General features: G+C 59.3%; 18 protein-coding genes and 1 pseudogene. 7 read left to right on the top strand and 12 right to left on the bottom strand.

Features of this window, described 5'->3' with window-relative positions:
* Positions 1–85: 85 nt before the first annotated feature.
* From A3AY_RS0103935 to A3AY_RS0103965, 7 genes are all read right to left on the bottom strand, one after another.
* Positions 86–295, bottom strand: coding sequence for a hypothetical protein (locus A3AY_RS0103935; RefSeq protein WP_154663246.1), 210 nt, complete (start codon positions 293–295; stop codon positions 86–88).
* Positions 295–699, bottom strand: a complete 405-nt coding sequence (locus tag A3AY_RS0103940) for a hypothetical protein (protein WP_018324380.1) — start codon at positions 697–699, stop codon at positions 295–297. The genes A3AY_RS0103935 and A3AY_RS0103940 overlap by 1 nt, the downstream gene beginning before the upstream one ends.
* Positions 696–1205 carry a hypothetical protein gene (locus A3AY_RS0103945; protein ID WP_018324381.1) on the bottom strand — a complete coding sequence of 170 codons (510 nt, stop codon included), beginning with the start codon at positions 1203–1205 and terminating at the stop codon, positions 696–698. Before A3AY_RS0103945 ends, A3AY_RS0103940 begins: the two co-directional genes overlap by 4 nt.
* Positions 1195–1416: a hypothetical protein gene (locus A3AY_RS0103950; RefSeq protein WP_018324382.1), complete on the bottom strand. Its 222-nt coding sequence runs from the start codon at positions 1414–1416 to the stop codon at positions 1195–1197. Before A3AY_RS0103950 ends, A3AY_RS0103945 begins: the two co-directional genes overlap by 11 nt.
* Positions 1417–1642: 226 nt before the next feature.
* Positions 1643–2812: an AAA family ATPase gene (locus A3AY_RS34450; RefSeq protein ID WP_018324383.1), complete on the bottom strand. Its 1170-nt coding sequence runs from the start codon at positions 2810–2812 to the stop codon at positions 1643–1645.
* Positions 2809–3708, bottom strand: coding sequence for a DUF7146 domain-containing protein (locus A3AY_RS0103960; protein WP_112864737.1), 900 nt, complete (start codon positions 3706–3708; stop codon positions 2809–2811). The genes A3AY_RS34450 and A3AY_RS0103960 overlap by 4 nt, the downstream gene beginning before the upstream one ends.
* Positions 3692–4573, bottom strand: a complete 882-nt coding sequence (locus A3AY_RS0103965; RefSeq protein ID WP_026203079.1) for a hypothetical protein — start codon at positions 4571–4573, stop codon at positions 3692–3694. The genes A3AY_RS0103960 and A3AY_RS0103965 overlap by 17 nt, the downstream gene beginning before the upstream one ends.
* On the opposite strand from A3AY_RS0103965, the gene A3AY_RS38900 reads away from it, so the two are divergent.
* The gene (locus A3AY_RS38900; RefSeq protein ID WP_154663247.1) at positions 4572–5174 is read left to right on the top strand and encodes a hypothetical protein; all 603 of its coding nucleotides are present in this window, start codon (positions 4572–4574) and stop codon (positions 5172–5174) included. The two genes, A3AY_RS0103965 and A3AY_RS38900, sit on opposite strands and share 2 nt — an antisense overlap.
* Positions 5175–5213: 39 nt before the next feature.
* Here the strand turns inward: A3AY_RS38900 and A3AY_RS0103975 are convergent, their stop codons facing one another.
* On the bottom strand, positions 5214–6374 hold the full coding sequence (locus A3AY_RS0103975) for a tyrosine-type recombinase/integrase (protein WP_162709231.1): 1161 nt from the start codon (positions 6372–6374) through the stop codon (positions 5214–5216).
* Positions 6375–7375: 1001 nt separating this feature from the next.
* Here A3AY_RS0103975 and A3AY_RS0103985 point away from each other — a divergent pair.
* From A3AY_RS0103985 to A3AY_RS0104015, 6 genes are all read left to right on the top strand, one after another.
* A complete protein-coding gene (locus A3AY_RS0103985; RefSeq protein ID WP_018324388.1) occupies positions 7376–9817 on the top strand; it encodes an arylsulfatase in 2442 nt (813 codons plus the stop codon).
* A gap of 38 nt (positions 9818–9855) precedes the next feature.
* Complete coding sequence (locus A3AY_RS0103990) at positions 9856–10224, top strand: hypothetical protein (RefSeq protein ID WP_234913042.1); 369 nt, start codon at positions 9856–9858, stop codon at positions 10222–10224.
* A gap of 15 nt (positions 10225–10239) precedes the next feature.
* Complete coding sequence (locus A3AY_RS34455; protein WP_083925888.1) at positions 10240–10533, top strand: lipocalin-like domain-containing protein; 294 nt, start codon at positions 10240–10242, stop codon at positions 10531–10533.
* A 149-nt stretch (positions 10534–10682) separates the two neighbouring features.
* Positions 10683–10904 carry a ketopantoate reductase C-terminal domain-containing protein gene (locus A3AY_RS37360; protein WP_083925889.1) on the top strand — a complete coding sequence of 74 codons (222 nt, stop codon included), beginning with the start codon at positions 10683–10685 and terminating at the stop codon, positions 10902–10904.
* Positions 10905–11151: 247 nt separating this feature from the next.
* A complete protein-coding gene (locus A3AY_RS0104005) occupies positions 11152–12156 on the top strand; it encodes a threo-3-hydroxy-L-aspartate ammonia-lyase (protein WP_018324392.1) in 1005 nt (334 codons plus the stop codon).
* A gap of 206 nt (positions 12157–12362) precedes the next feature.
* Positions 12363–14102 carry an adenylate/guanylate cyclase domain-containing protein gene (locus A3AY_RS0104015; RefSeq protein WP_018324394.1) on the top strand — a complete coding sequence of 580 codons (1740 nt, stop codon included), beginning with the start codon at positions 12363–12365 and terminating at the stop codon, positions 14100–14102.
* Between the two features lie 93 nt (positions 14103–14195).
* Here the strand turns inward: A3AY_RS0104015 and A3AY_RS0104020 are convergent.
* The 4 genes and pseudogenes from A3AY_RS0104020 to A3AY_RS0104035 all read right to left on the bottom strand — a co-directional run.
* Positions 14196–14402 (bottom strand): annotated as a pseudogene (locus A3AY_RS0104020) (hypothetical protein); the annotation flags it as partial.
* 96 nt (positions 14403–14498) lie between these two features.
* Complete coding sequence (locus A3AY_RS0104025) at positions 14499–16670, bottom strand: tetratricopeptide repeat protein (protein WP_234913057.1); 2172 nt, start codon at positions 16668–16670, stop codon at positions 14499–14501.
* A 131-nt stretch (positions 16671–16801) separates the two neighbouring features.
* Positions 16802–17815 (bottom strand): HAD family hydrolase, encoded by a 1014-nt coding sequence (locus tag A3AY_RS0104030; protein ID WP_018324397.1) that lies wholly within the window; start codon positions 17813–17815, stop codon positions 16802–16804.
* A gap of 88 nt (positions 17816–17903) precedes the next feature.
* Entirely contained in the window at positions 17904–19568 is a 1665-nt protein-coding gene (locus A3AY_RS0104035; protein ID WP_018324398.1) for an arylsulfatase, read from the bottom strand.
* Positions 19569–19648: the final 80 nt, after the last annotated feature.

A 19648-nucleotide genomic window follows, 5' to 3' on the forward strand; every position in this document is an offset into this window, starting at 1 on the left:
GAGGACACAGAAAAAGCTCTGGCGGATTTTCACGCCCGAAATCCCAGATAAAGATTTCAATATAAATTTGTGAAAGACGACATGTTCATTGCCATGCCCTTAGTTCTCGCTCGATCTGCGCAAGGGTCTCGATCTTCCATTGGATAGCGTAGGCATACTGTTCCGCCATTAGCTCATTGATCTCACTGTCGGTGAGCGGACTGAAGTGGAGGCTCTCACGCGACCGGGCCAGGGCCGCGTCTGTATGGGCGTCAAGGGATACCTTTGTCCGAGCAAGAACCTCTTCGAGGGTCATCATCTCCCTCCTTCCGTCTGTTTGCGCGCCCAGGGCTGACCCTTTTGAGAAAGCTGCCAAGCGGCGGTGTTTGAACCGGGTTGAACGCCCGCTGGCACGTCATCAAGGGCGACCCACATCGAGGAAGCGAAGGTCACGACGCTGCCCTTTCGGTATTCCAGCGCTCTCTGATAACAACCGGAATAGCGAATGCCGTCCAATTCGACTTCTTCGAGGCGCGCAGCGAGCGCTCCTAGCTTCACGGCTGTGGCGGCTGTCGATGCCGCGACGAGCGCGTGTAGCAAACGCCTGCTCACTGCCCCTTTAAGCTCCGTCGTCGAGTAGCCGGCGTCGAGACCGGCTCTGATGTCTGCGGCACGCGCCGCGATAGTGGCGAGTTCCTGATCGTCGTCCTTATCCATCATTTCCCCATGCTCCCAAGAAACTGCTCGACCTCGGTGCCAGTCATGTTTCGGCGCAGTTCAAGGGCGACGGCCAGGTTTTCGATGTCCTTCCGACGGTCGCTTACGAAACGCGCGGCGAGAGCGGAAAACGCGTGGTGCATCTCGGCGACTGGTTCGGACCACGAACCCAAGAAAAACGCATGTTGCAGAAGCAGTTCATCCGATTTCGACAGTCCGGTTTCCGGCGCCGCGGCTTGGCCGGCCAACGCAGTGACCGCGTATCCAATCGCAATCGCGCCGTGGTGATGCCCTCGCTCAAGGCAATCGCCCGGAGACTGGAGACCCACCTCGCACTCGTCAAGCGACACATGGCGGATGCTGATTCCGTGCCCGAGGGCCGCCACGCAATGTGCCGCCTCATGCAGCGCAATTGCACTTGCCGTCTCCCTTCCCACAATGTCGCGTGTTGTTGATTCAGTCATGGCCAACCGTAGCAAATCGCCAAGCAGCGGGTCGTTACGCGTCATCGACCGCGCGGCAAAAGGCCCGGATCATTTTATTGAGCGCTCGCCGGACTGCCTCGTCATCGTCCCAGTCCTGCGGACTGAGAAAGTGCAGACGCTCCAGCGCGCTGGAAACTTCGACCTCGTCGATCTCAAGCCAGATCACGCGGAGGCCGGCCTGTCGGCGTTCCCGATAGCGGCGCTGGCGCTCACTAGAGGAATTATCCCTCGTCATTCCGGCCTCCTTTCTGCCAACGCCGTAAAGGGCGTCGGGACGTGAACATCAAGGTGCTACCCCCGGTTACAGCGTTTACATCGGTTACAGTTCACCCCCCTTGGTTGTGCACTGTTACCAGTGTTGTTAGTGTTTCCAGGGGTGGCTGGGGCCTCCTTTTTGCGCCTTCAAGTTGAGGTCAACTGTAACCGGTCTTCCCAAACTATAACCGGCTCCCTGTTGACCATTAACAGTCGCGGTCCCACCAGAAACCCTGATTTTGCTGGGTTTCTGGGTCTTCTTCCGACGAACTGTTATCGGTGTAACCGGTGTAACCGGGGGATGGCGAAATGGCGTAAACGCCGTATTTTGGCTGAATGATCTCGCCCTTCTTGGCCATTTTCGAAAGCAGGACGCGGATGTTTGCATCCTTGCGGCCAAGAGCCGCCGCGACGTCCTTCGGCGCCATCGGTTCACCGGCTTCCTGCAAGAGGTTCAGGATTGCCCGCCGCTCGTCGCTGCGCTCCACGTCCGGGCGCTCCCCGAGGATAGTCCAGCGCGCCGTTTCCGGATCGAACTTCATCGCCTTATCTATTTCGTCTGTATCGCGCGAACGGCCATACAGCGAGGTACCCTGGCCCGTCTTTTTGATGACCAGGATCGCATCGGCGGCGGCGGTCAGGCCGAGAGTGCCGGAAACGGTATCGAGCGGATCGTCGTCGGATTCTGATTTGCGCAGATGATGAACAACGACGATGGCCACACCTGCCTCGGCGGCCAGCGTTTGCAACTCGCTGATAGAGCCATAGTCGGTATCGTAACTTTGTTTGCCGGGCGGCACCGGCCTGCGGAATCGAGCGAAAACGTCGATCACGATCAGTCGTGGCTTAGACACGCCGGCGATCCAGTTCCTGAGATGATCTAACCCGCCCTGATCTGCGCGCGGCCAAGTGTGGGCGATGTGGAGGTGTTGAGGCCATTCTTGGCCGTGAACGCCGAGCAGCTTAGTCAAACGCCGCTGAAGGCGCCGCTTATTGTCCTCAAGTGCCAAATAGAGGACATCGCCGGGCTCGCATTGAATACCACCGAGACAATCGCGGCCTTCGCCAACGGCAATCGCGATATCGAGCATGAGCCAGGTCTTGCCGACCTTCGGACGCGCCGCAAGTATGGTAAGCCCTTCAACGATGATGTCCCCGGCGACCTGCCGGAGCGGCGCAAAGGTTTGAAAGCGCAGATCCGCGGCATCGTATATTTCAGGTGAAGACGCTTGCCTGTTTGGGCTCCTGGCCTTTCCGCCGAGATCCGGGTGGCGTTTGGATGCACCGCCCGGTGCTCTTCCCGAGATGAATTCCTGTGCAAGCGGATCGTCGATCCGTTCGGCTTCAAGCTCAATCTCATCGACGGTGCGGCTCATGACTGGCCGCCTCCGCGATGCCAGTCATCCCAGTCTTTGTGAGGCGGCGGCGGCGCGAGAATGCGTGCTTCGCGTCCGGCTTTGCGCCAGCCGGCGAGGCAGCCGAGGGCCGCATCTCGACCCGGTTCGTCCCGATCGCAGAAAACCGTCAAACATCCGATCCCGACCAGCACAGGAAACGTTCGCATCGTCGAAGTGCCGCAGGTCGCCCAAATCGGTTTCCAGCCACTCGCGATCAGTGCAAGTCCCTTTTCAACGCCTTCCGTGATGCCGATGCCTCCGAGCGAAATGTCACGGTAAAGCTTGATCGCTTGTCCGCGTGACGGACCGAGGGCCAGCTTGCGCCGGGCGCCGTAATAGCGGTCGAGCCGTATGCGGAAGATAGCGGTGGGCTCCGTTTCAAGGCCTGGATCATTTTCGATTGGCGAGAAACGAGCAAGGAGTGCAGGCACGCGCTCGCCGCCGAACGGGCAATTCGGATGGTAGCGGAAGGCTGGGATCTGATCGTCCGTCAGCGGTGGCAAGCCGCGATGTTCGAGGTAGCTCATGACCGGCGGCGCATCCGGGTCCCTTGCTTCGCACCAAACACGCCGGGCAAGCGCGATGCGTTGCTCGACCTCGCCCTTGACGATGTGACAATCCCGAAAAAGCCGCGGCTGCGGCCTTTCCGTTTTGCCATTTGGTTGCCAAACCGGCAGACCGGCGCGCTCGCGCACATGATCCTTGCACGTTTGCCAATCGTCATCAGCGAAGCTATGAACCTTGAGTTCGTCGCCTTTGAGCCAGACGCTCAACGAACGATCCTGCGGCGAATGACCGGGACCTGGGCAGGTGATATAGCCATTGCGGCCAAGTTCGCCGCCGAGTTGCTTTGCGAGTTCATGAAGGCTGATCATCGCCGCCTCCATCCACCGCCCATTGTCTCAGAAAAGCGCGTTCGCTTTCCTCGGCGATCTTCAGCACCTTGAACTGGTCGCGTGGCAGATGTTGTTCGATAACTACCCGGATAAGCTCCCTGAGCATCGCTGGCGGGATAGCATCGAGTTCGATACTCTGACCCCGCCAGCCGCGATCATGTGAGCTTTTCTTGGTCGGTCGCGCTGGCAGGTTCCACTGCCGAATTTGATATTCCGTGACGGCAAGACGCTCGAAACGGATATCCGAACCCGGCGCTAGATCCCGGAGCGTCTCCTCAATTTTTATCGCTGCCAACAGGCCGGATGGATCGTGATCGCCAAGATGATAGATGATTGTCGGCTTGTCGGAAGCCGCAATCTCCTCGGCTGCGGCATGAAGGTAGCTGAGACTGGCAAAGCCACGCGCGACATAGAGCCCAAGGTCGTATTCATTGGTGATCGGCAGGATGACCCCAGACAGCGCATCTTTTTCACACCAGATCTCAACGCGGACATCGGCCTCAGCCCAAAGCGACTTGCGATAGAAGCGGGCGGTCGCCTCAATGGCGTCTTGGGGGGTGTCGAAGGAATCGACGCGGTAGACACCACGACTGGAATCCGTAAGCCAGGAATAGGGCAGATCGCCGTCCTTGCGCATCTGAGCTAGGGTCCATTGGATACGGTCGTAGGCTTGCTCGGTCTTCTCCACGAGACCGTGCACGGTGGCCTGATAGAACACTTGGCGCACCGTCATTGGGCGCTGAATTGCAACGATCTGGAAGAGCGCTGCCTTCAACGCCGCCATTTCTGCCCGCGTAGCCTTATGTCGTTTTTTCCGGCTAGCCGGATTAAAGGAAATTTCCATGCTGGCGATCCTCTCAGGGACGCCCGCGCGCTTGTGCGATCAGCTTCGGCAAGATATGATTTCCGTTCCCAACACAGAAATTTCATTGCATCCGGCCCGTCGCGTTCCAGCGCTGACGGGCCTTTTCAGTCTACGGCTTCTGAGGCTGGATGACGGCGATCAAGCCATGCGTGCACCTTGTTCTTACGGAACGGTGCGCGGGCCTGCATGGGCGCATGGGGCGCTTTTTCCGGCCTCGGGAACCCCTCGCGTCGAATTTTTCGCGAAAGGTCAGAGCGGCTGCCAACAATGCGCCGGGCGACCAGATCGTCGAAATAGTAAAACTCGTAATCGTCGCTCATCTTTGTCACCAAAGTTATGGTTGGCAGCCAAATCAAACCAATTTCACTCGAACTGGTATGTATTGCCCTATATTGGTGACAAGTTTGCAAGTAAAAAATTTCGGGAAAAATCGATTAATCTTATTCTTATTCTCGCGCAGATTGCGCCAAGCCTCCCTCCGTATAGGTCAATACTGTTGAACGATGTTGAAAGAACCGGAACTAATATTTGCGACCTTTTTCGGGAAAATGCATTTTCTACTTCTGCTTGCGTGGTTTAGTCCGGCGCTTAGCCGAAAATCGTGGGTGCGCCACTCAAATCAGGCCACACGCTGCTTGTCCTTGACGATCTTGGAAAGCGCCGTCGCCCATTTTTCCAGCGCGTCGCCCTTGGCTTTGTCGAGTTCAGCGCGCAGGTAGACGCCGCCGACGCCCGCAATCGCGTGATTAAGCACACCTTGGATAACGTCGTTCGAAACCCCGAGCAGCTGCATGCCTGACGCAGCCGTGCGGCGGAGATCATGGAGCCTCCAGCCTGCCACTTTGGAGCACTCATCGAGATCAGCCTTCCATTTCGAAAAGCCGCCAAGCTTGCCGGACTCGCCAGCAAAGACGATGTCCTTCGCCTCGCCGCTGCCGATGAGATCGAGCGCCAACCTTGGAAGCTTGAGGCGGTGTGACCGCGCGGATTTGTTCTGATCCTGCCGCCAGATGCCGTCGAGGATATCGCCATGTTCCAGCGATGCGCCTTCGTCTCTGCGCTGTGCGGTGACGAGGAGGAATTTCACGAGCCTTCCGAATGCCCGGCCTGAATCGGTTTCGAACTCGCCGCAGGCATTCCAGATCGCCCGGATTTCATCCTGCGTCAGAACCCGGTCCCGTTTGCGTTCGGCGCCCTTGCGCACGTCGCGGACGAAGTTCATCGGCACCAAGTCCTCTCCCGCCGCCCATCTCCAGATTGGCCCGAGGTAGGCGAGAAATCTGTTTGCCATGATAGGCGCACGCTCAGCGATCTTGTCACGGGCGGCTCGGAGGTCCGCCTTGGAAAATTGCGCCGCAGGAAGCTTCAGGTAATCCTTGAGACCGCTGCGGACGCTGGTGAGTGCATGATCGAGGGTCTTGGTGCGCTCGCCCTCCTTGATGCGGAGCTTCTCGTAGGCGTCGATGATGTCAGCGACGGTTTTGCCGCCCTGCTTCGGGTGGGCGGGCTTCTGTTGGACGGGTACGCCTGCCTCGGCACGTTCGAGGCGTTTGCGGGCGCTATCGCGGGCGTCGGCTAACCCCATGTGTTCGCTGCCTTCGGGCGGATTAGCGCCGAGATAATAGCCGAGGATGTCGCGGCGCTGCGCGTCGCCGACGCGATAACGCAGCGTCCAGACGCGCCGCTTCTTACCAACGCGGAACGTCAAGCCAGGCACGAGCGGATCGGGATGGTCGCCCTCGGGCAACGTCGGAAGCGAGATTGCGGTAAGTTTTTTCATCAGCGGCTCCAGAGTTTTGGGCGCATTTGGGCGCAAGGCCTCCACAATAAATTGGCATATGTCGGCCAATATGGCAATATGCAACATAATAAAATCAATATCTTAGTGAGGTAAGGTTTTGAAAAGGCTTATCGCTCAACTGACTCTTAATCAGCGGGTCCACGGTTCGAGCCCGTGATCACCCACCAATATTTTCCCTTTGATGTCAAAGGGTTGATTGGCATAAGAAAAGATCACATCAACGCCAAAAGATCACAATGAGATCACGGAGCGCCCTCCGAAAGATCACATGCGATCGCGTTGACGCGCTCTGTTTTTGCCTAGCCATTTTGCTGTGGATAAAGTCCCGGGGCGCGCTGCCAGGAGACCTCTAACCGCCTCTTGCGGTAGCTAGTCCCATCTCGGTTCAAAATCTCTGCAAACAGTCTCAGTTCCCCGAATCTGACACGTTGCGTTAAATATTATGCCTTAAGCTCAACCTAAAGTAATATTACAGGTCTCTTGTTTTGCACGAGTTCGCTGCCCCTGATCGTCCTCTCAGTGAGTGCGAACTGATTGTTTTGCGCAAAATACGCGATGAGTGGTGTGCGGCCAACAACGTGCCAGGACATGTAGGGGACGCAACGCAGGCGCTGATGGACTTAATTGCCTGGCATAAGTTCGGCATTCGCAGCCTCACACATCTCCGAGCGATGCTGGATGCCAAGTAGCGGTTAGGGTTTCGATCCCGACATATCCACCTGCGTCTACCTAAGCGCTGGTCATTTCGGCATCGCCGGAATGTCCGCGCCACGGCTCTGAAGGAGATACAATCACTTCGTTCCTGCCTCGTTTTTTGGCCTCGCGCCGGAAATCACAAGCGGGATTTTCTCAAATCGAAGTACACGTCGCTCACCTTGACCAAACCGCCAATGCGACCTGCATCATTGCCGGGATCAATTAATGCGCGTATTCTAAAATGCTAAAGTTCAGTTTCCTCTGAGGCAAGGGATTTTTCCGTCATGAAGATAGGCAGCAGCATGCTTGCGTGCGCAGGTCTTCTTGCCCTGAGTTGCGTCTCTGGATTTGCGCAGCAGGCCACGGGCGTCCTCGGTTCACCTGGTGCCACAACCACGATTGACGGAAAGCGGCTTCCCCAGCCTGATCCCCAATTCGGCGGGGTGATCAAGGAGAAGGCCTCGGAATCACAGCCCTGGTGGTCCCCGCGCATCGTCCCGCCACACGGTGCGCCAAACGTACTGCTCATCATGACGGACGATGCAGGATTCGGTGCACCGGGTACCTTTGGCGGCGTCGTGCCGACCCCTGCGCTTGATCGTATCGCGAACGAGGGGCTGCGGTTTACGAATTTTCATTCCACCTCACTCTGCTCGCCGACGCGGGCGGCATTGATCACCGGTCGTAACCACCATGTGGCTGGCTTCGGGGTCGTGGGTGAAATTGCAACCGGGTATCCGGGCTACGACTCGATTATCCGCAAAGAGAACGGCACTATCGGCACCATCCTCAAGGAGCATGGCTATGCGACCTCTTGGTTCGGCAAGAACCACAACACGCCCTTCTACCAGGCGAGCCAGGCAGGTCCCTTCGACCAATGGCCGATCGGAATGGGTTTCGATTACTTCTACGGTTTTGTCGGCGGCGACGCGAGCCAGTGGCAGCCGAATCTGTTTCGCAACACCACGGCCATATACCCGTTCGAGGGCAATCCCGGCTGGAACCTGACCACGGCAATGGCCGATGACGCCATCCAGTACATGAAGCAATTAAAGGAGATCGCGCCCGACAAGCCGTTCTTCGTTTACTACGTTCCGGGCGGCACCCACGCGCCTCACCATCCAGCGCCGGAATGGGTCAAGAAGATCAGTGACATGCACCTCTTCGACGAGGGGTGGAACAAGATACGCGAGACCATCTTCGCCAACCAGAAGCGATTGGGCATCATGCCCGAGAATGCCAAGCTGACGCCATGGCCTAAGGAGTTGCCTGAATGGGATTCCCTGAACCTGGAGCAGAAGAAGCTCTTCATCAGGCAAGCTGACGTCTATGGCGCTTACCTCGCCTATACCGACAATGAGATCGGCCGGGTGATCCAGGCTGTTGAAGACCTCGGCGAACTGGAAGACACCCTCATCATCTATATCAGTGGCGACAACGGCGCGAGCGCCGAGGGCATGGTCAACGGCACGCCAAACGAGTTCACGACCTTCAACGGCGTCCCCGTCCCCGTAAAGGACCAGTATCTCTGGTACGAATTCTGGGGTTCTGACCGCACATTCCCGCACTTTTCGGCGGGTTGGGCCTGGGCGATGGGCACGCCGTTCAAGTGGATGAAGCAGGTGCCGTCGCACTTCGGCGGGACCGCCCAGGGCATGGCCATGTCCTGGCCCGGACACATTACCGATTCGGGCGGTATACGTCGTCAGTTCCACCACGTCATCGACATAGTGCCCACGATTCTTGAAGCGACCGGGATAGCAGCACCGGATACGATCAACGGCGCAAAGCAGCGCGCAATCGAAGGCGTGAGCATGATGTACGCCTGGGACAAGACAAACGCTGACGCGCCGTCCGCCCGTAAGACCCAATACTTCGAAATGCTCGGCAATCGGGCGATCTATCAGGATGGGTGGGTGGCAGCCACGACACCCGCGACTTTGCCGTGGGAGCTGAGCACTGAGACGCCTCCGGATGTGATCACCGGCTACAAGTGGGAACTCTACAACGTGGCAGTGGATCCCACCCAGTTTGACGACCTTGCCGTGAAGATGCCGGAGAAAGTCAAGGAAATGCAGGCGCTTTTCTATTCGGAGGCAGCAAAGTACGACGTACTGCCTATAGACAACTCGACGCTCGCACGCTGGAACGCACCACGTCCGAGTTTGACTGCGGGGCGAACAGAATTCACCTATTCGGGAGAACTTAGCGGCGTGCCGAAAAGCGCTGCTCCGAACATATTGAACAGGTCCTACACCATAACAGCGGAAGTCGAGATACCCGAAGGCGGTGCGGAGGGCATGATCGTCACCGAAGGCGGGCGCTTCGGTGGCTACGGCCTTTTTTTGAGCAAGGGTGAATTGGGGTTCGGCAGCGGCAAAATCGTATTCCTCTATAATCTGCTCGACCTCAAACGGACCGCGTGGGAGGGACCGACGCTGGATGCAGGCATGCACACCATCGTCTTCGACTTCAAGTCGGACGGTCCGGGGCTGGGCAAGGGTGGTACGGGCGTGCTGTCCGTGGATGGCAAGGAAGTGGCCAGGAACTCACTGGAACACGCCACCCCGGTCACTTTCCCCGAGGACGAAAGCTTTGACGTCGGTCTGGACACCCGATCCGGGGTCGCGATGATTGAGTACCGCTACGACGCACCCTTCAAGTTTACCGGGAAGATCAACAAGCTAAACTTCAAACTGGACGAAGAGGCGAAAGCGAAGCCCTAGCAGTTTCCCGGAACTGCCAACCGCACGGTTACAATGAAATGCGCGACGTGGTCGGGTCAAGGAAATGGGCGCTTATGTTCGCGGCAGTTGGCGAAGCCGTCACAGGCTTGGCGCTGATGATCGTTCCTTCGCTTGTCGGAGAGTTGTTGTTCGGCGAGGCGCTGACTGGTGTGGCCATATCAACCGCGCGTGTAGCCGGGATCGCCCTCGTCGCGCTGGGTCTCGCCTGCTGGCGGGACGCCCCCTTGGTTGGTATGTTGATCTACAGTTCGGTCGTCACGATATATCTTGCTTACCTCGGTTTCGCGGATGGGCTGGCTGGCGTCCTCCTTTGGCCCGCGGTTATACTTCACGCCGTTTTGTCGATCCTTCTTGCTCGTAATTGGCTCGACGCGGAGGAGAGATGATTCCCTCCCGGACGCATGATGGCTCTGGTAGTGAGCCGAGATCGGCCTGCTCCCATGGGAGCCAAGCTCACAGACGACGAAAAGATCGGCCTATTCGATTCCATGCTGGCCTATTGCGGCACCTACAAGGTCGAGGACGGCAGGGTCATCCATCAGGTTGATGCAAGCTGGAACCCGCTTTGGGGACTAGCCGAACAGATCAGACCCTTTTCGATCAGCGGCGATATGCTGGTGATTAGTAACGCGCCGGCGATAGACCCTGTGACGGCCGAGGAAGTGATTTATCGATTGGAATTTCAGAAGGTCTGACGGGCCTTCGAAATCATGACCCGCTACGCCTCGGTGGCAAGGGTAGAAGCCTATGACTTGGGAGCCGATCTGGCGCGGCGGGTCGCGAAAATTCATGGAACAGCTGCGGAACGAGGGCATCGCCGTCGCGGCCGCCGAGGGGCACCACCATGCCGCCTGATTTCAGTGAGGAGACCGCTGGCCTGTTTGTGGCGCTACCGCCGGAAACCCGAGCCTCGATGGTTCACGATCTCGCGCAAGGCAGGCGAATGGAACCGGAATGGCTGTCAGGCCGCATTCCCGCGCTCGGATTGAAGCATGGCATTTCGACCCCCGCGCACACCGCCGTCTACAGGGCACTTCATCTCCACTCAAGGGGAGATGTCCAGTGAGAAAGCACTGCATTCCGGTAAGCAGACGGCGAATACTGCGCGCGTGAGAACGTGAACGCGCAGTTCTTCAGAGCGTGGCTGGATGAAGTTGAAGTCGCAGTCAAACGGCCGTCCCGGGGACGCGCGGTTCTTCAAAGACATCGAGACCAAGGGAGTGCGCTCACGTTCCCAAACCGACATCACTCGCCGAAATGCCCACATGATGCTAAGGTCTCCGTGTTTTGCAAAATCGGAGAGCGCCGTTGGAATGACGGAACGTCACGTGGCCAATCCTTCATCCGTACCTTCGTTGCGCATCCCGACCTTCGAAGATGTCCAGACCGCGCGGGTGCGCATTTCCGGCGTAGCGCACCACACGCCCGTATTGACATCGCGAACTGCGGACGCGCGAACCGGAGCCGCCGTTTTCTTCAAGGCAGAGAACCTTCAGCGGGCCGGGGCATTCAAGTTTCGTGGGGCCTACAACGCCATCGCCGCATTGGACGGGCTGTCACGGCTAAATGGTGTCGTCGCCTACTCATCCGGTAATCACGCTCAGGCACTTGCCTATGCCGCCAAGCTCCAGGGGGTTGCGGCGACGATCGTCATGCCTCGGGACGCTCCGGAGATAAAGGTTGCGGCGACCAAGGGCTATGGAGCCGAGGTCGTCTACTATGATCGGTATACGGAAGATCGTGAAGGAATAAGTCAGCGCCTCGCCGCCGAGCGCGGCGCAACGTTGATACCACCCTTTGATCATCCGGACGTCATCGCGGGACAGGGGACCGCCGCGCTGGAGCTGATCGAGGATGTCGGCGAAATCGATGTGCTCGTCGTCCCGCTGGGCGGTGGTGGTCTACTTGCCGGCAGTGCGCTCAGCGCCAGAGCGCTATTACCGGCCTGCACCATTGTTGGCGTCGAGCCGGAGGCCGGCAACGACGGCCAGCAATCATTGCGCAAGGGGGAGATCGTTCACATTCCGGTGCCGAAATCCATCGCCGACGGCGCGATTGTCACCCATGTCGGCCACCTCAACTTTCCAATCCTGAAAGACTGTGTCGACGACATCGTAACCGTTACCGATGCGCAACTCGTGGAGGCCGTCAGGTTCTTCACCGAGCGCATGAAGGTCGTCGTAGAACCCACCGGCTGCTTGGCCGCGGCGGCGGTTATGCATGGCGCAATCCCCTGTGCAGGCAAGCGGGTCGGAATTCTTTTAAGCGGCGGCAATATCGACCTGACGGCTCTCAGCGCACTTCTCGGCCAGCGCTGAGTTGGCGCGACGCCTTACACTTTAGATGCGTCAATGCTAATGTGCAGGCCATCGGTGGATGAGGATCGCCGCCATGGTCGAGGGACAAGCGTTCTACTACGTCCTGCTTTGGGTATTGGCTTTTGCCGTCTGGTTCATGTTCCTTCGATGAAAGACGATAACTTTCCTATAATTGCTCAGACGCTGTTCTACACCGGAAGCAACTTATGGAGCGGAAACTGGCAGCAATTCTCGCCGCTGATGTAGCGGGCTACAGCCGCTTGATGGAACGCGACGAGGAGGATACACACGCACGGCTGCAGGTGATGTTGCGCGACATTGTGCGGCCGACCATGGAACGGCACAGTGGGCGCATCTTCAAAATTGCCGGGGACGGGTTCCTGGCAGAATTCGCTAGCCCAATCGAGGCGGTCCGCTGCGCCGTCGACCTCCAGCGAGAAACGGCCGAGCGGAACGGGGATGGCTTCCAGGACGGCCGACTGGTTTTCCGCATCGGGATCAACCTTGGGGACGTCCTGGCTGACCAGGAAGATATATTCGGAGATGGGGTGAACGTCGCAGCCCGACTGGAGGCAATGGCCGAACCGGGCGGCGTGCTTATCAGCCACAGCGTCCATGAACACGTTGACAGGAAGCTCCCGGTACGCTTCGTCGATCAGGGCGAGTGTGCGCTGAAGAATATTGTCCGTCCCATCCGCGTTTTCCGGGTGGACTGGGAAACTGCCGACCCCGCTTCGTCCCAACGGGAGGACAGCGGCCCATTGGGCGTGCCGCCGCTGCCGCAGGTGGCTTCGATCGCCGTGCTGCCGTTCGCCACTCTGAGCAACGATGCGGAGCAGGATTATTTCGCCGACGGCTTGGCGGAGGACCTGATCACCGACCTTTCCAAAGTTGGTGGTCTGCTTGTGATCGCCCGTCACTCGAGTTTCGCCTTCAGGGACCGCTCGATGGATTTGCGTGCGATCGCACGGGAGCTGGGGGTCCGCTATCTCATAGAGGGAAGCGTGCGGAGGGCGGCAGCGCGGGTGCGGATCAATGCTCAGCTCATCGACGCCTCCAGTGCCAGCTGTCTCTGGGCCGAACGCCTGGACCGCGACCTCGCGGATATCTTCGCCCTGCAGGACGAAGTCGTCGGCAAGGTGATCAGCGCCCTTGCCCACGTCCTGCCTTCGGCGAAACCTCTTCCGAGACGCAGGGTCACCAATCTCGAGGCTTATGATCTTTTCGTTCGGGGACGAGCTCTCGCAACGCAATCGCTCCGGGAAACGAGGGCGGCCCGCCCGCTCCTGGCCGGGGCCATCGAGATCGATCCGGGCTTTGCCGGGGCGCATGCCTGGCTCGCGATGAGCCACCATTTCGATGCGCTATATTATGGCGAGCCGCTCGACGAGCATCGCGCTGCCGCGCGTGCTGCCGCCGAGAAAGCCGTTGAGATCGATCCGAAAAACGCCGATGCGCATATCGTTCTTGGCTACTTACGCGCCTATGAGGGCGAGTTCGAAGCGGGAGTGGCGGAGTTCGAGCAGGGGCTTCGCCTCAATCCCAATCACTCTGCGGGGTGGGCCCACCTTGCCGATCTCCGGGTGTTCGAGGGGCGGGCAACTGAGGCGGTCGAGTGCGCCGAGAATAGTTTTCGCCTTAATCCTTATCCTCCAGGCGACCACTACTCGTTCCTCGGATGGGCCCAGTACGCCGCTGGTCGTTACCACGATGCCGCCGAAACGCTTCGTCATCCACAGGCGGGCGGACCGGGTTCCAAACGCAATCTCGCCGCCGCGCTCGCGCGGCTGGGGCGTACTGCGGAGGCGCGCAAGGTGGGGAGGGAATTCCTCTCGGAGTTTCCGAATTTTTCGGCCCGACAATGGGGAGGGACGCAGCCGTTCCGCAACGATGCCGACCGTCAGCATTTCATCGAGGGCTACATCAAGGCAGGTCTGCGGGAATGAGCGGCAGATCGGGGCAGGTGCTCGACAATGCCGCATTTAGATAAGGAGGGAGATTTGCGCGTGAGGCAAGCCCGGGGTGGGTAAAAGGTGTTCCTAGAAATTGATGGCGAGGCCGACAATGGGTCCTTGCTGGACGGCGTCAAACAGGAAGCCGTCGTTGCTGTAGTCGACCCCGAGCGCGCGATAGCCGGCAATTGCTGATATGCGCTCGTTGATTTCGTAGCCTATGCCGAGGGCCACATCCCAGTCGATATCGGCCCCGCCGCCGCCGACCAAGCCCCACCCCGTCAGGTAGATTTCTGTCCCCTTATTCCTTTGACGTGGTGGGCATAGTTGTCGCGTATGCTGATCCATCACCGCTACCGGAGCGGCGTGCAACACCGCGCTGTCCGGTGTTCACTTGCCGTCCTGAACCGCGACCTGTAATTGCCTGATGAGTTCTGCGATTTGTGTGTCGTTTGGCTGCAGGCGCGCCATGGCCTCCGCAAATCGGAGCGTTTCGTCATAGCGGCGGAGCTTCAGCCCGATCTGAATGGCCGTGCCGAGCAGGTTGGCGTCCGTTGCGCCATCTGCGAGGGCCGGATCGAACAGCGCAAAAGCGTCCTCCATTCGGCCGACTGAATCCAGGGCGATTGCTGCCGTTGTCCTGTATCTGGAATTGACGGGATCAAGGCGCACGGCCGCCCCCAATTCTCTGATCGCGTCTTCCGTTGACTTCTGGCGGACAAGAGAGAGGCCATGCCCGTAGCGAAGGTCGGCGCGATCCGGATTGGCCGCGACCGCCTCGGCATAGGTCTTTTCGGATTTCGCGTTGTCTCCGGTGGCGCGGTAAAGTTCGGCGAGATTGATACGCGCGCCTGGAAGGGCTGGATCAAGATCAATCGCCCGGCGGAGCGCCTTTTCCGCGTCGTCCGCGCGCCCCTGTTCAAGCAGAAACGTTCCGTAACTGCTCTGTGTCTCGGCGACATCGGCATTCGCCTGAACATAGGCTTTCAAATCAGCCACTGCGGCGTCGAAATCACGCCGCTGATGGCCCAGGAAGCCCAGCGACTGAGTGCTCCCGAGAGTTCTGGCGGCAGCCACCCGAACCGCCCGCATCTCGTCGCCAAGAAGTCCGCCGATGGCGTCGAGCCGATGCTCTGGCGGCAGGCTGCCAGCCGCCTCGGCAGCCCCCAGGCGGACGAGCGGATCGGAATTCTTCGCAGCCGCCGTTACGTCAACGACGACTTCTGCCCCGCCGCGGCGGCTCATCTCGGCAATGGCACTTCCCCTGACGATTCCGGCCTGTTCCTCGTCTGCAACAAGCTTGCGCAGGGCCTCGATCGAGGCAGGGTCGTTCTGCGTCGCTCCCCCAAATGCATGTGCAATCGTCGGGCGTTCACGCCAAGCCTTTCCGTACCATGTGTCCAAGTTCTCCGACGCCCACGCGCTTGTTTTGCCCTCATGGCATGACGTGCAGGCGTTCGGCGTTCCGTAGATATCCGAAAGGTCGGGGCGCGGGATCACGAAGGAATGGTCACGCCGAGGGTCCACCTTCATGTAGGTCCGCTCGGGCATGTGGCAGTTGGCGCAAAGCGCGCCAGTGGAGCCTTGAGGATGATGGGTATGTGCGGGCGTGTCGAATGCGCCGCTCGGATCGTTCTTTGCAAAGCGCTCTGGGGCGCTCTCGGAGTGGCATTGGGTGCATAGCGCATTTCCAACCGCGCTGACGCTGCCCTCATGTGGACGGTGGCAGTCGAAGCAGGTCACGCCTGCCTTTGCCATCTTGCTCTGCTGGAAAGAGCCGAATTCGAACACCTCGTCCAGAATCTGCCCGTCGGGGAAGTAGAGATCACTGCGAAGCAAAGCCGGGGAAAAATGGTCGAGGAAGGCTCCCCCCGGCTGGTAGCCATCGACCAGTCTCGTGCGTCGCGCGTGGCAGGCGAAGCAAGTGTTCGCATCGACCCTCGACAGGCCGAGCCCTGCCACTGCGGCCGTTGAAGCGTTCGCGAGCTTGGCGCTCGCCCATTCGATATGTTTTGCACCGCCGCCATGACAGGACTGGCAGCCGATGCTGGTCGCGACATAGGACGATTCGTAGTCATTCGTCTTCGGTCGGAAGTTGGTCTGGGGATCGGTGGAATGGCAGTCGATGCAGGTACGGTTCCATCGGTAGAACGGGCCTGTCCAATGAAACGTCGAGCCTGGCTTACTCGCACTTCCTTCGCCGAGCCAGAACCATTCCTGCTTTTGCGTGTCCCAGGCGATGTCGAGAGCCTGTAACTTGCCACCTCCAAGATCGACCAGATACTGCTGCAGAGGCTCATAGGCAAACGTGTACTTGATCTCGAAGTCCACCTGCTTTCCGGCCGGCCCTTCGGTGCGGACGAAGAAGCGGCCTTCCCGGCGGTAAAAGGTCGAGACAACGCCATCGTGATCGAATTGGACATTGTTGAAGTTGCCGCGCACCGACTTGTCATCGGCGGTCGCCATCGCCTTGGCGTGATGGGACTTGGCGAAGGCGGCTGTCTGATCGGCATGACACGATGCGCAGGTCTTCTCGTCTACGAATCCCTTGTGAAGCGCCATCAGCGGATCGGACGCGGGAGCCTTCTCTTCTGCAAAAGTCTGCCCGACGGAGGCCAGCAGGCAGCCAAGCCAAAAAGCTGCCTGCAAGATTGTCGTCCGTGCGTTGCTCATTGAATCAGCGATACGCAGGCCTACTTCTCCCGAAAAATCTGCTTCCAGTCGGCTTTCATGTCGACCACGGTCCATTGGTTCACGGCGGCCGCATCCAGCGCCTTGTCGAGACGGCCAAATGCGCTCTCACGGTCATATGCGTATTCCCGCTCCGCGTCGGTGTGATGAACGACCAGGCCGAAACGGGGCGTCGTGCCGCCCATCGTGGTCCACTGGAGCATTTCAAGGTCGCCGTCGGAGTTGCCGAAGGCGGCGATCGGCCGGCGGCCGATATACTGGTTGATGGCGACAGGCTTGCCCGCCTTGTCATCGATGAAGTCGACCTGTGGCAGTCGAAACAGGGTCGGCACGTCGTCCCGCATCTCGAACCGCGTCTTGATGGTCGACCCGATGACCTGTTCCGGGGGGATGCCGTAAAGCCGCTCGGCCCAAGGACGAACGAACTCCACGCCGCCGCCGGAGACGATGAACGTCTTGAAGCCGTTGGCGCGCAGATAGCTGAGAAGCTCGAGCATCGGCTGGTAGACGAGCTCGGTGTAAGGCTTCTTGAACTTCGGATCGCGCGCCGTGGCGATCCAGTCGGACGCGATCTTCTGGAACTCGTCGCTGGTCATCCCGCTGTGGGTCGCCAGGATCAGTTCCAGGAGCCCCTTTTCGCCCGCCGCGGCGAGGGCCTTCATATCGTTGTCAAGCACTGCCTTAAATGGTTGCGTGTCCTTCCACTCGGGATGGGACGGAGCCTCCGCCTTGACGCGGTCGAGCGCGAAGGCGAGTTGCACGTACATCGGATGCTCGGTCCACAGTGTGCCGTCATTGTCGAAGACGGCGATGCGCTCCGGTTCGGGGACAAAATCGGGCGAGTTTTCCGCAGTGACCTTTTCAACGAAGGCGACGATGGCAGCCTTGGGGGTGGTATCGTTCCACGAAGGCAGTGGATCGCTTTGTGCCTGCGCCGTCGTGGCAAGGAGAAGTGCCGCGGCAACAGCCAGCGCGCTGCCGCGGGCCGATTTCAGGAGATCGTGAGCTGCGAACATTGGGTGTCCTCCGACGGTTTCTGATGCGAACGTCGAATAGTTCGTCTGGGAGACGGCAGCCCCGACTTGCTGCGGGGCCGCCAGGAGTCTAGTTTCCCGTTGGTGCCGCAATGTGGACACCTTCTTTTTCGAGCTGCTCCCGTACCGACTGCAGCATCTGGTACTTCGACAGTTCGATCGGACCGTCATACCCCATGCTCTGCAGCTTGCGCGGAGGGTATTCGACATAGGTTTTCATCAGGTCCTTGATGGCCGCGGAGATGGAGACCAGCGTCCATGTATGCTCGGTATAGTTGTTCATGAACACGTCATATCGCTCCTGCGGGTCTTGCAGGATATCGAAGACCTGGGGAACGATGGCCACGTAGGACTGAGCACCCTTCCAGCCGAGGTTCGTATCGACGGCCAAGCCGCCGGTGGCCTGTCCGTTATCGCCACGCAGATTGAACACGGCCTTGTAGTTTCCGACACGGGCAGCGCCAGGCGTCAGTTCGTTCTCGGTGAAGTAGAACCACTCCTTGCGCGGCGAAGGACCAGAGCCAGTCAGCACCGGGGTCATGTCGTAGCTGTCGAAAATGATGGGCTTGTCTTCGCGATCGTTGGCAGGCAGCGGCACGCCGCCGGCTGAAGCAAAGGTCGCCATCAGATCAAGACCGCCGAGAATGTCGTGATTCTTGACGTCAGGCTTGATCTTGCCGGGCCAGACTGCAATCGCCGGAACACGATTGCCGCCCTCGCGCACTGTCCCCTTGGTGCCGCGGAACGGCGTGTAGCCGGCGTCCGGATAGACGTCCTGCCACGCGCCATTGTCGGTGGTGTAGAATACCAGCGTGTTCCGGTCCATGCCAGTTTCACGCAGCTTGTCCATGATCCTGCCGATGCGGGTGTCAAGCTCGACAACCGAGTCGGCGTATTTGCTCTTCGACAGGGACTTGTGCTGGAATTCGGGTGCCGGCAGGTTCGGCTGGTGGACCTTCATGAAGTTGACGTTGATGAAGAACGGCTGGTCGGGGGTCTTCGATGCCGCATCGAGAAACTCGATTGCTGCCTTTTCGACATAGCCGTCGAAGAACGGAATGCCGACGACGCCTGCCTTGCCGTCGATCACGGGCGTGTCGACGTACTGGCCGTTGATCTTGAAGTCTTCCTTGACCTCGCCACCCGCCTTGCCGGAAAGCGACCCCTTCGTCACCTTCTGAAACAGGGCGCGCGTTTCCGCATCCATGTCCGGGAACCAGGTCGGATCGGCATAGGTGTAGGCATTGAGATGATAGAGACCAACATATTTCATTTCATCGTAGCCCTGGGCGATCGGCAGCGCATAGTCTGCTTCGCCGAGATGCCATTTGCCGGTGAAATAGGTCTGGTAGCCGCCGCGCTTCAGCACAGATGCCAGTGTCCATTCGGCCGCCGGCAGACCGCCGCCCTGGCCCTGGAAGGCAACCGTCGTCATGCCACTGCGGTTCGGAATGCGTCCGGTCTGCATTGCGGCGCGGCCAGGCGTGCAGCTCGGCTGGGCGTAGAAAGAGAAGAAGGTCATGCCTTCGTCGGCGAGCTTGTCGATGTTCGGCGTTGGCATGCCGCGGCCTACACCGCCGCCATAAGGTCCCAGATCACCGTAGCCAGTATCGTCGGAAACGATGAAGAGAATGTTGGGTTTGGCTGGTGACTGAGCAAGCACCGGGGACACAGCCCCCACGAGAAACGTCGAAGCCGCCAAGGCTCCGCACCCGTAGATAACACGGAAATCCATTGTGAAATCCTCCCTTGAGGTTTTTGCCTGACCGGGATCGCCGAGCGCACGACAAAAATGCCTCTTAGCGCCTTCCGGGG

This window comes from Rhizobium giardinii bv. giardinii H152 (assembly GCF_000379605.1).
GTDB lineage: Bacteria > Pseudomonadota > Alphaproteobacteria > Rhizobiales > Rhizobiaceae > Pararhizobium > Pararhizobium giardinii.

Coding starts and splice junctions, on each gene's coding strand:
- A3AY_RS0103935 (WP_154663246.1), bottom strand. CDS start 295: ATGACCCTCGAAGAGGTTCTTGCTCGGACAAAGGTATCCCTTGACGCC.
- A3AY_RS0103940 (WP_018324380.1), bottom strand. CDS start 699: ATGATGGATAAGGACGACGATCAGGAACTCGCCACTATCGCGGCGCGT.
- A3AY_RS0103945 (WP_018324381.1), bottom strand. CDS start 1,205: ATGACGCGTAACGACCCGCTGCTTGGCGATTTGCTACGGTTGGCCATG.
- A3AY_RS0103950 (WP_018324382.1), bottom strand. CDS start 1,416: ATGACGAGGGATAATTCCTCTAGTGAGCGCCAGCGCCGCTATCGGGAA.
- A3AY_RS34450 (WP_018324383.1), bottom strand. CDS start 2,812: ATGAGCCGCACCGTCGATGAGATTGAGCTTGAAGCCGAACGGATCGAC.
- A3AY_RS0103960 (WP_112864737.1), bottom strand. CDS start 3,708: ATGATCAGCCTTCATGAACTCGCAAAGCAACTCGGCGGCGAACTTGGC.
- A3AY_RS38900 (WP_154663247.1), top strand. CDS start 4,572: ATGCTGGCGATCCTCTCAGGGACGCCCGCGCGCTTGTGCGATCAGCTT.
- A3AY_RS0103965 (WP_026203079.1), bottom strand. CDS start 4,573: ATGGAAATTTCCTTTAATCCGGCTAGCCGGAAAAAACGACATAAGGCT.
- A3AY_RS0103975 (WP_162709231.1), bottom strand. CDS start 6,374: ATGAAAAAACTTACCGCAATCTCGCTTCCGACGTTGCCCGAGGGCGAC.
- A3AY_RS0103985 (WP_018324388.1), top strand. CDS start 7,376: ATGAAGATAGGCAGCAGCATGCTTGCGTGCGCAGGTCTTCTTGCCCTG.
- A3AY_RS0103990 (WP_234913042.1), top strand. CDS start 9,856: ATGCGCGACGTGGTCGGGTCAAGGAAATGGGCGCTTATGTTCGCGGCA.
- A3AY_RS34455 (WP_083925888.1), top strand. CDS start 10,240: ATGATGGCTCTGGTAGTGAGCCGAGATCGGCCTGCTCCCATGGGAGCC.
- A3AY_RS37360 (WP_083925889.1), top strand. CDS start 10,683: ATGCCGCCTGATTTCAGTGAGGAGACCGCTGGCCTGTTTGTGGCGCTA.
- A3AY_RS0104005 (WP_018324392.1), top strand. CDS start 11,152: ATGACGGAACGTCACGTGGCCAATCCTTCATCCGTACCTTCGTTGCGC.
- A3AY_RS0104015 (WP_018324394.1), top strand. CDS start 12,363: ATGGAGCGGAAACTGGCAGCAATTCTCGCCGCTGATGTAGCGGGCTAC.
- A3AY_RS0104025 (WP_234913057.1), bottom strand. CDS start 16,670: ATGGCGCTTCACAAGGGATTCGTAGACGAGAAGACCTGCGCATCGTGT.
- A3AY_RS0104030 (WP_018324397.1), bottom strand. CDS start 17,815: ATGTTCGCAGCTCACGATCTCCTGAAATCGGCCCGCGGCAGCGCGCTG.
- A3AY_RS0104035 (WP_018324398.1), bottom strand. CDS start 19,568: ATGGATTTCCGTGTTATCTACGGGTGCGGAGCCTTGGCGGCTTCGACG.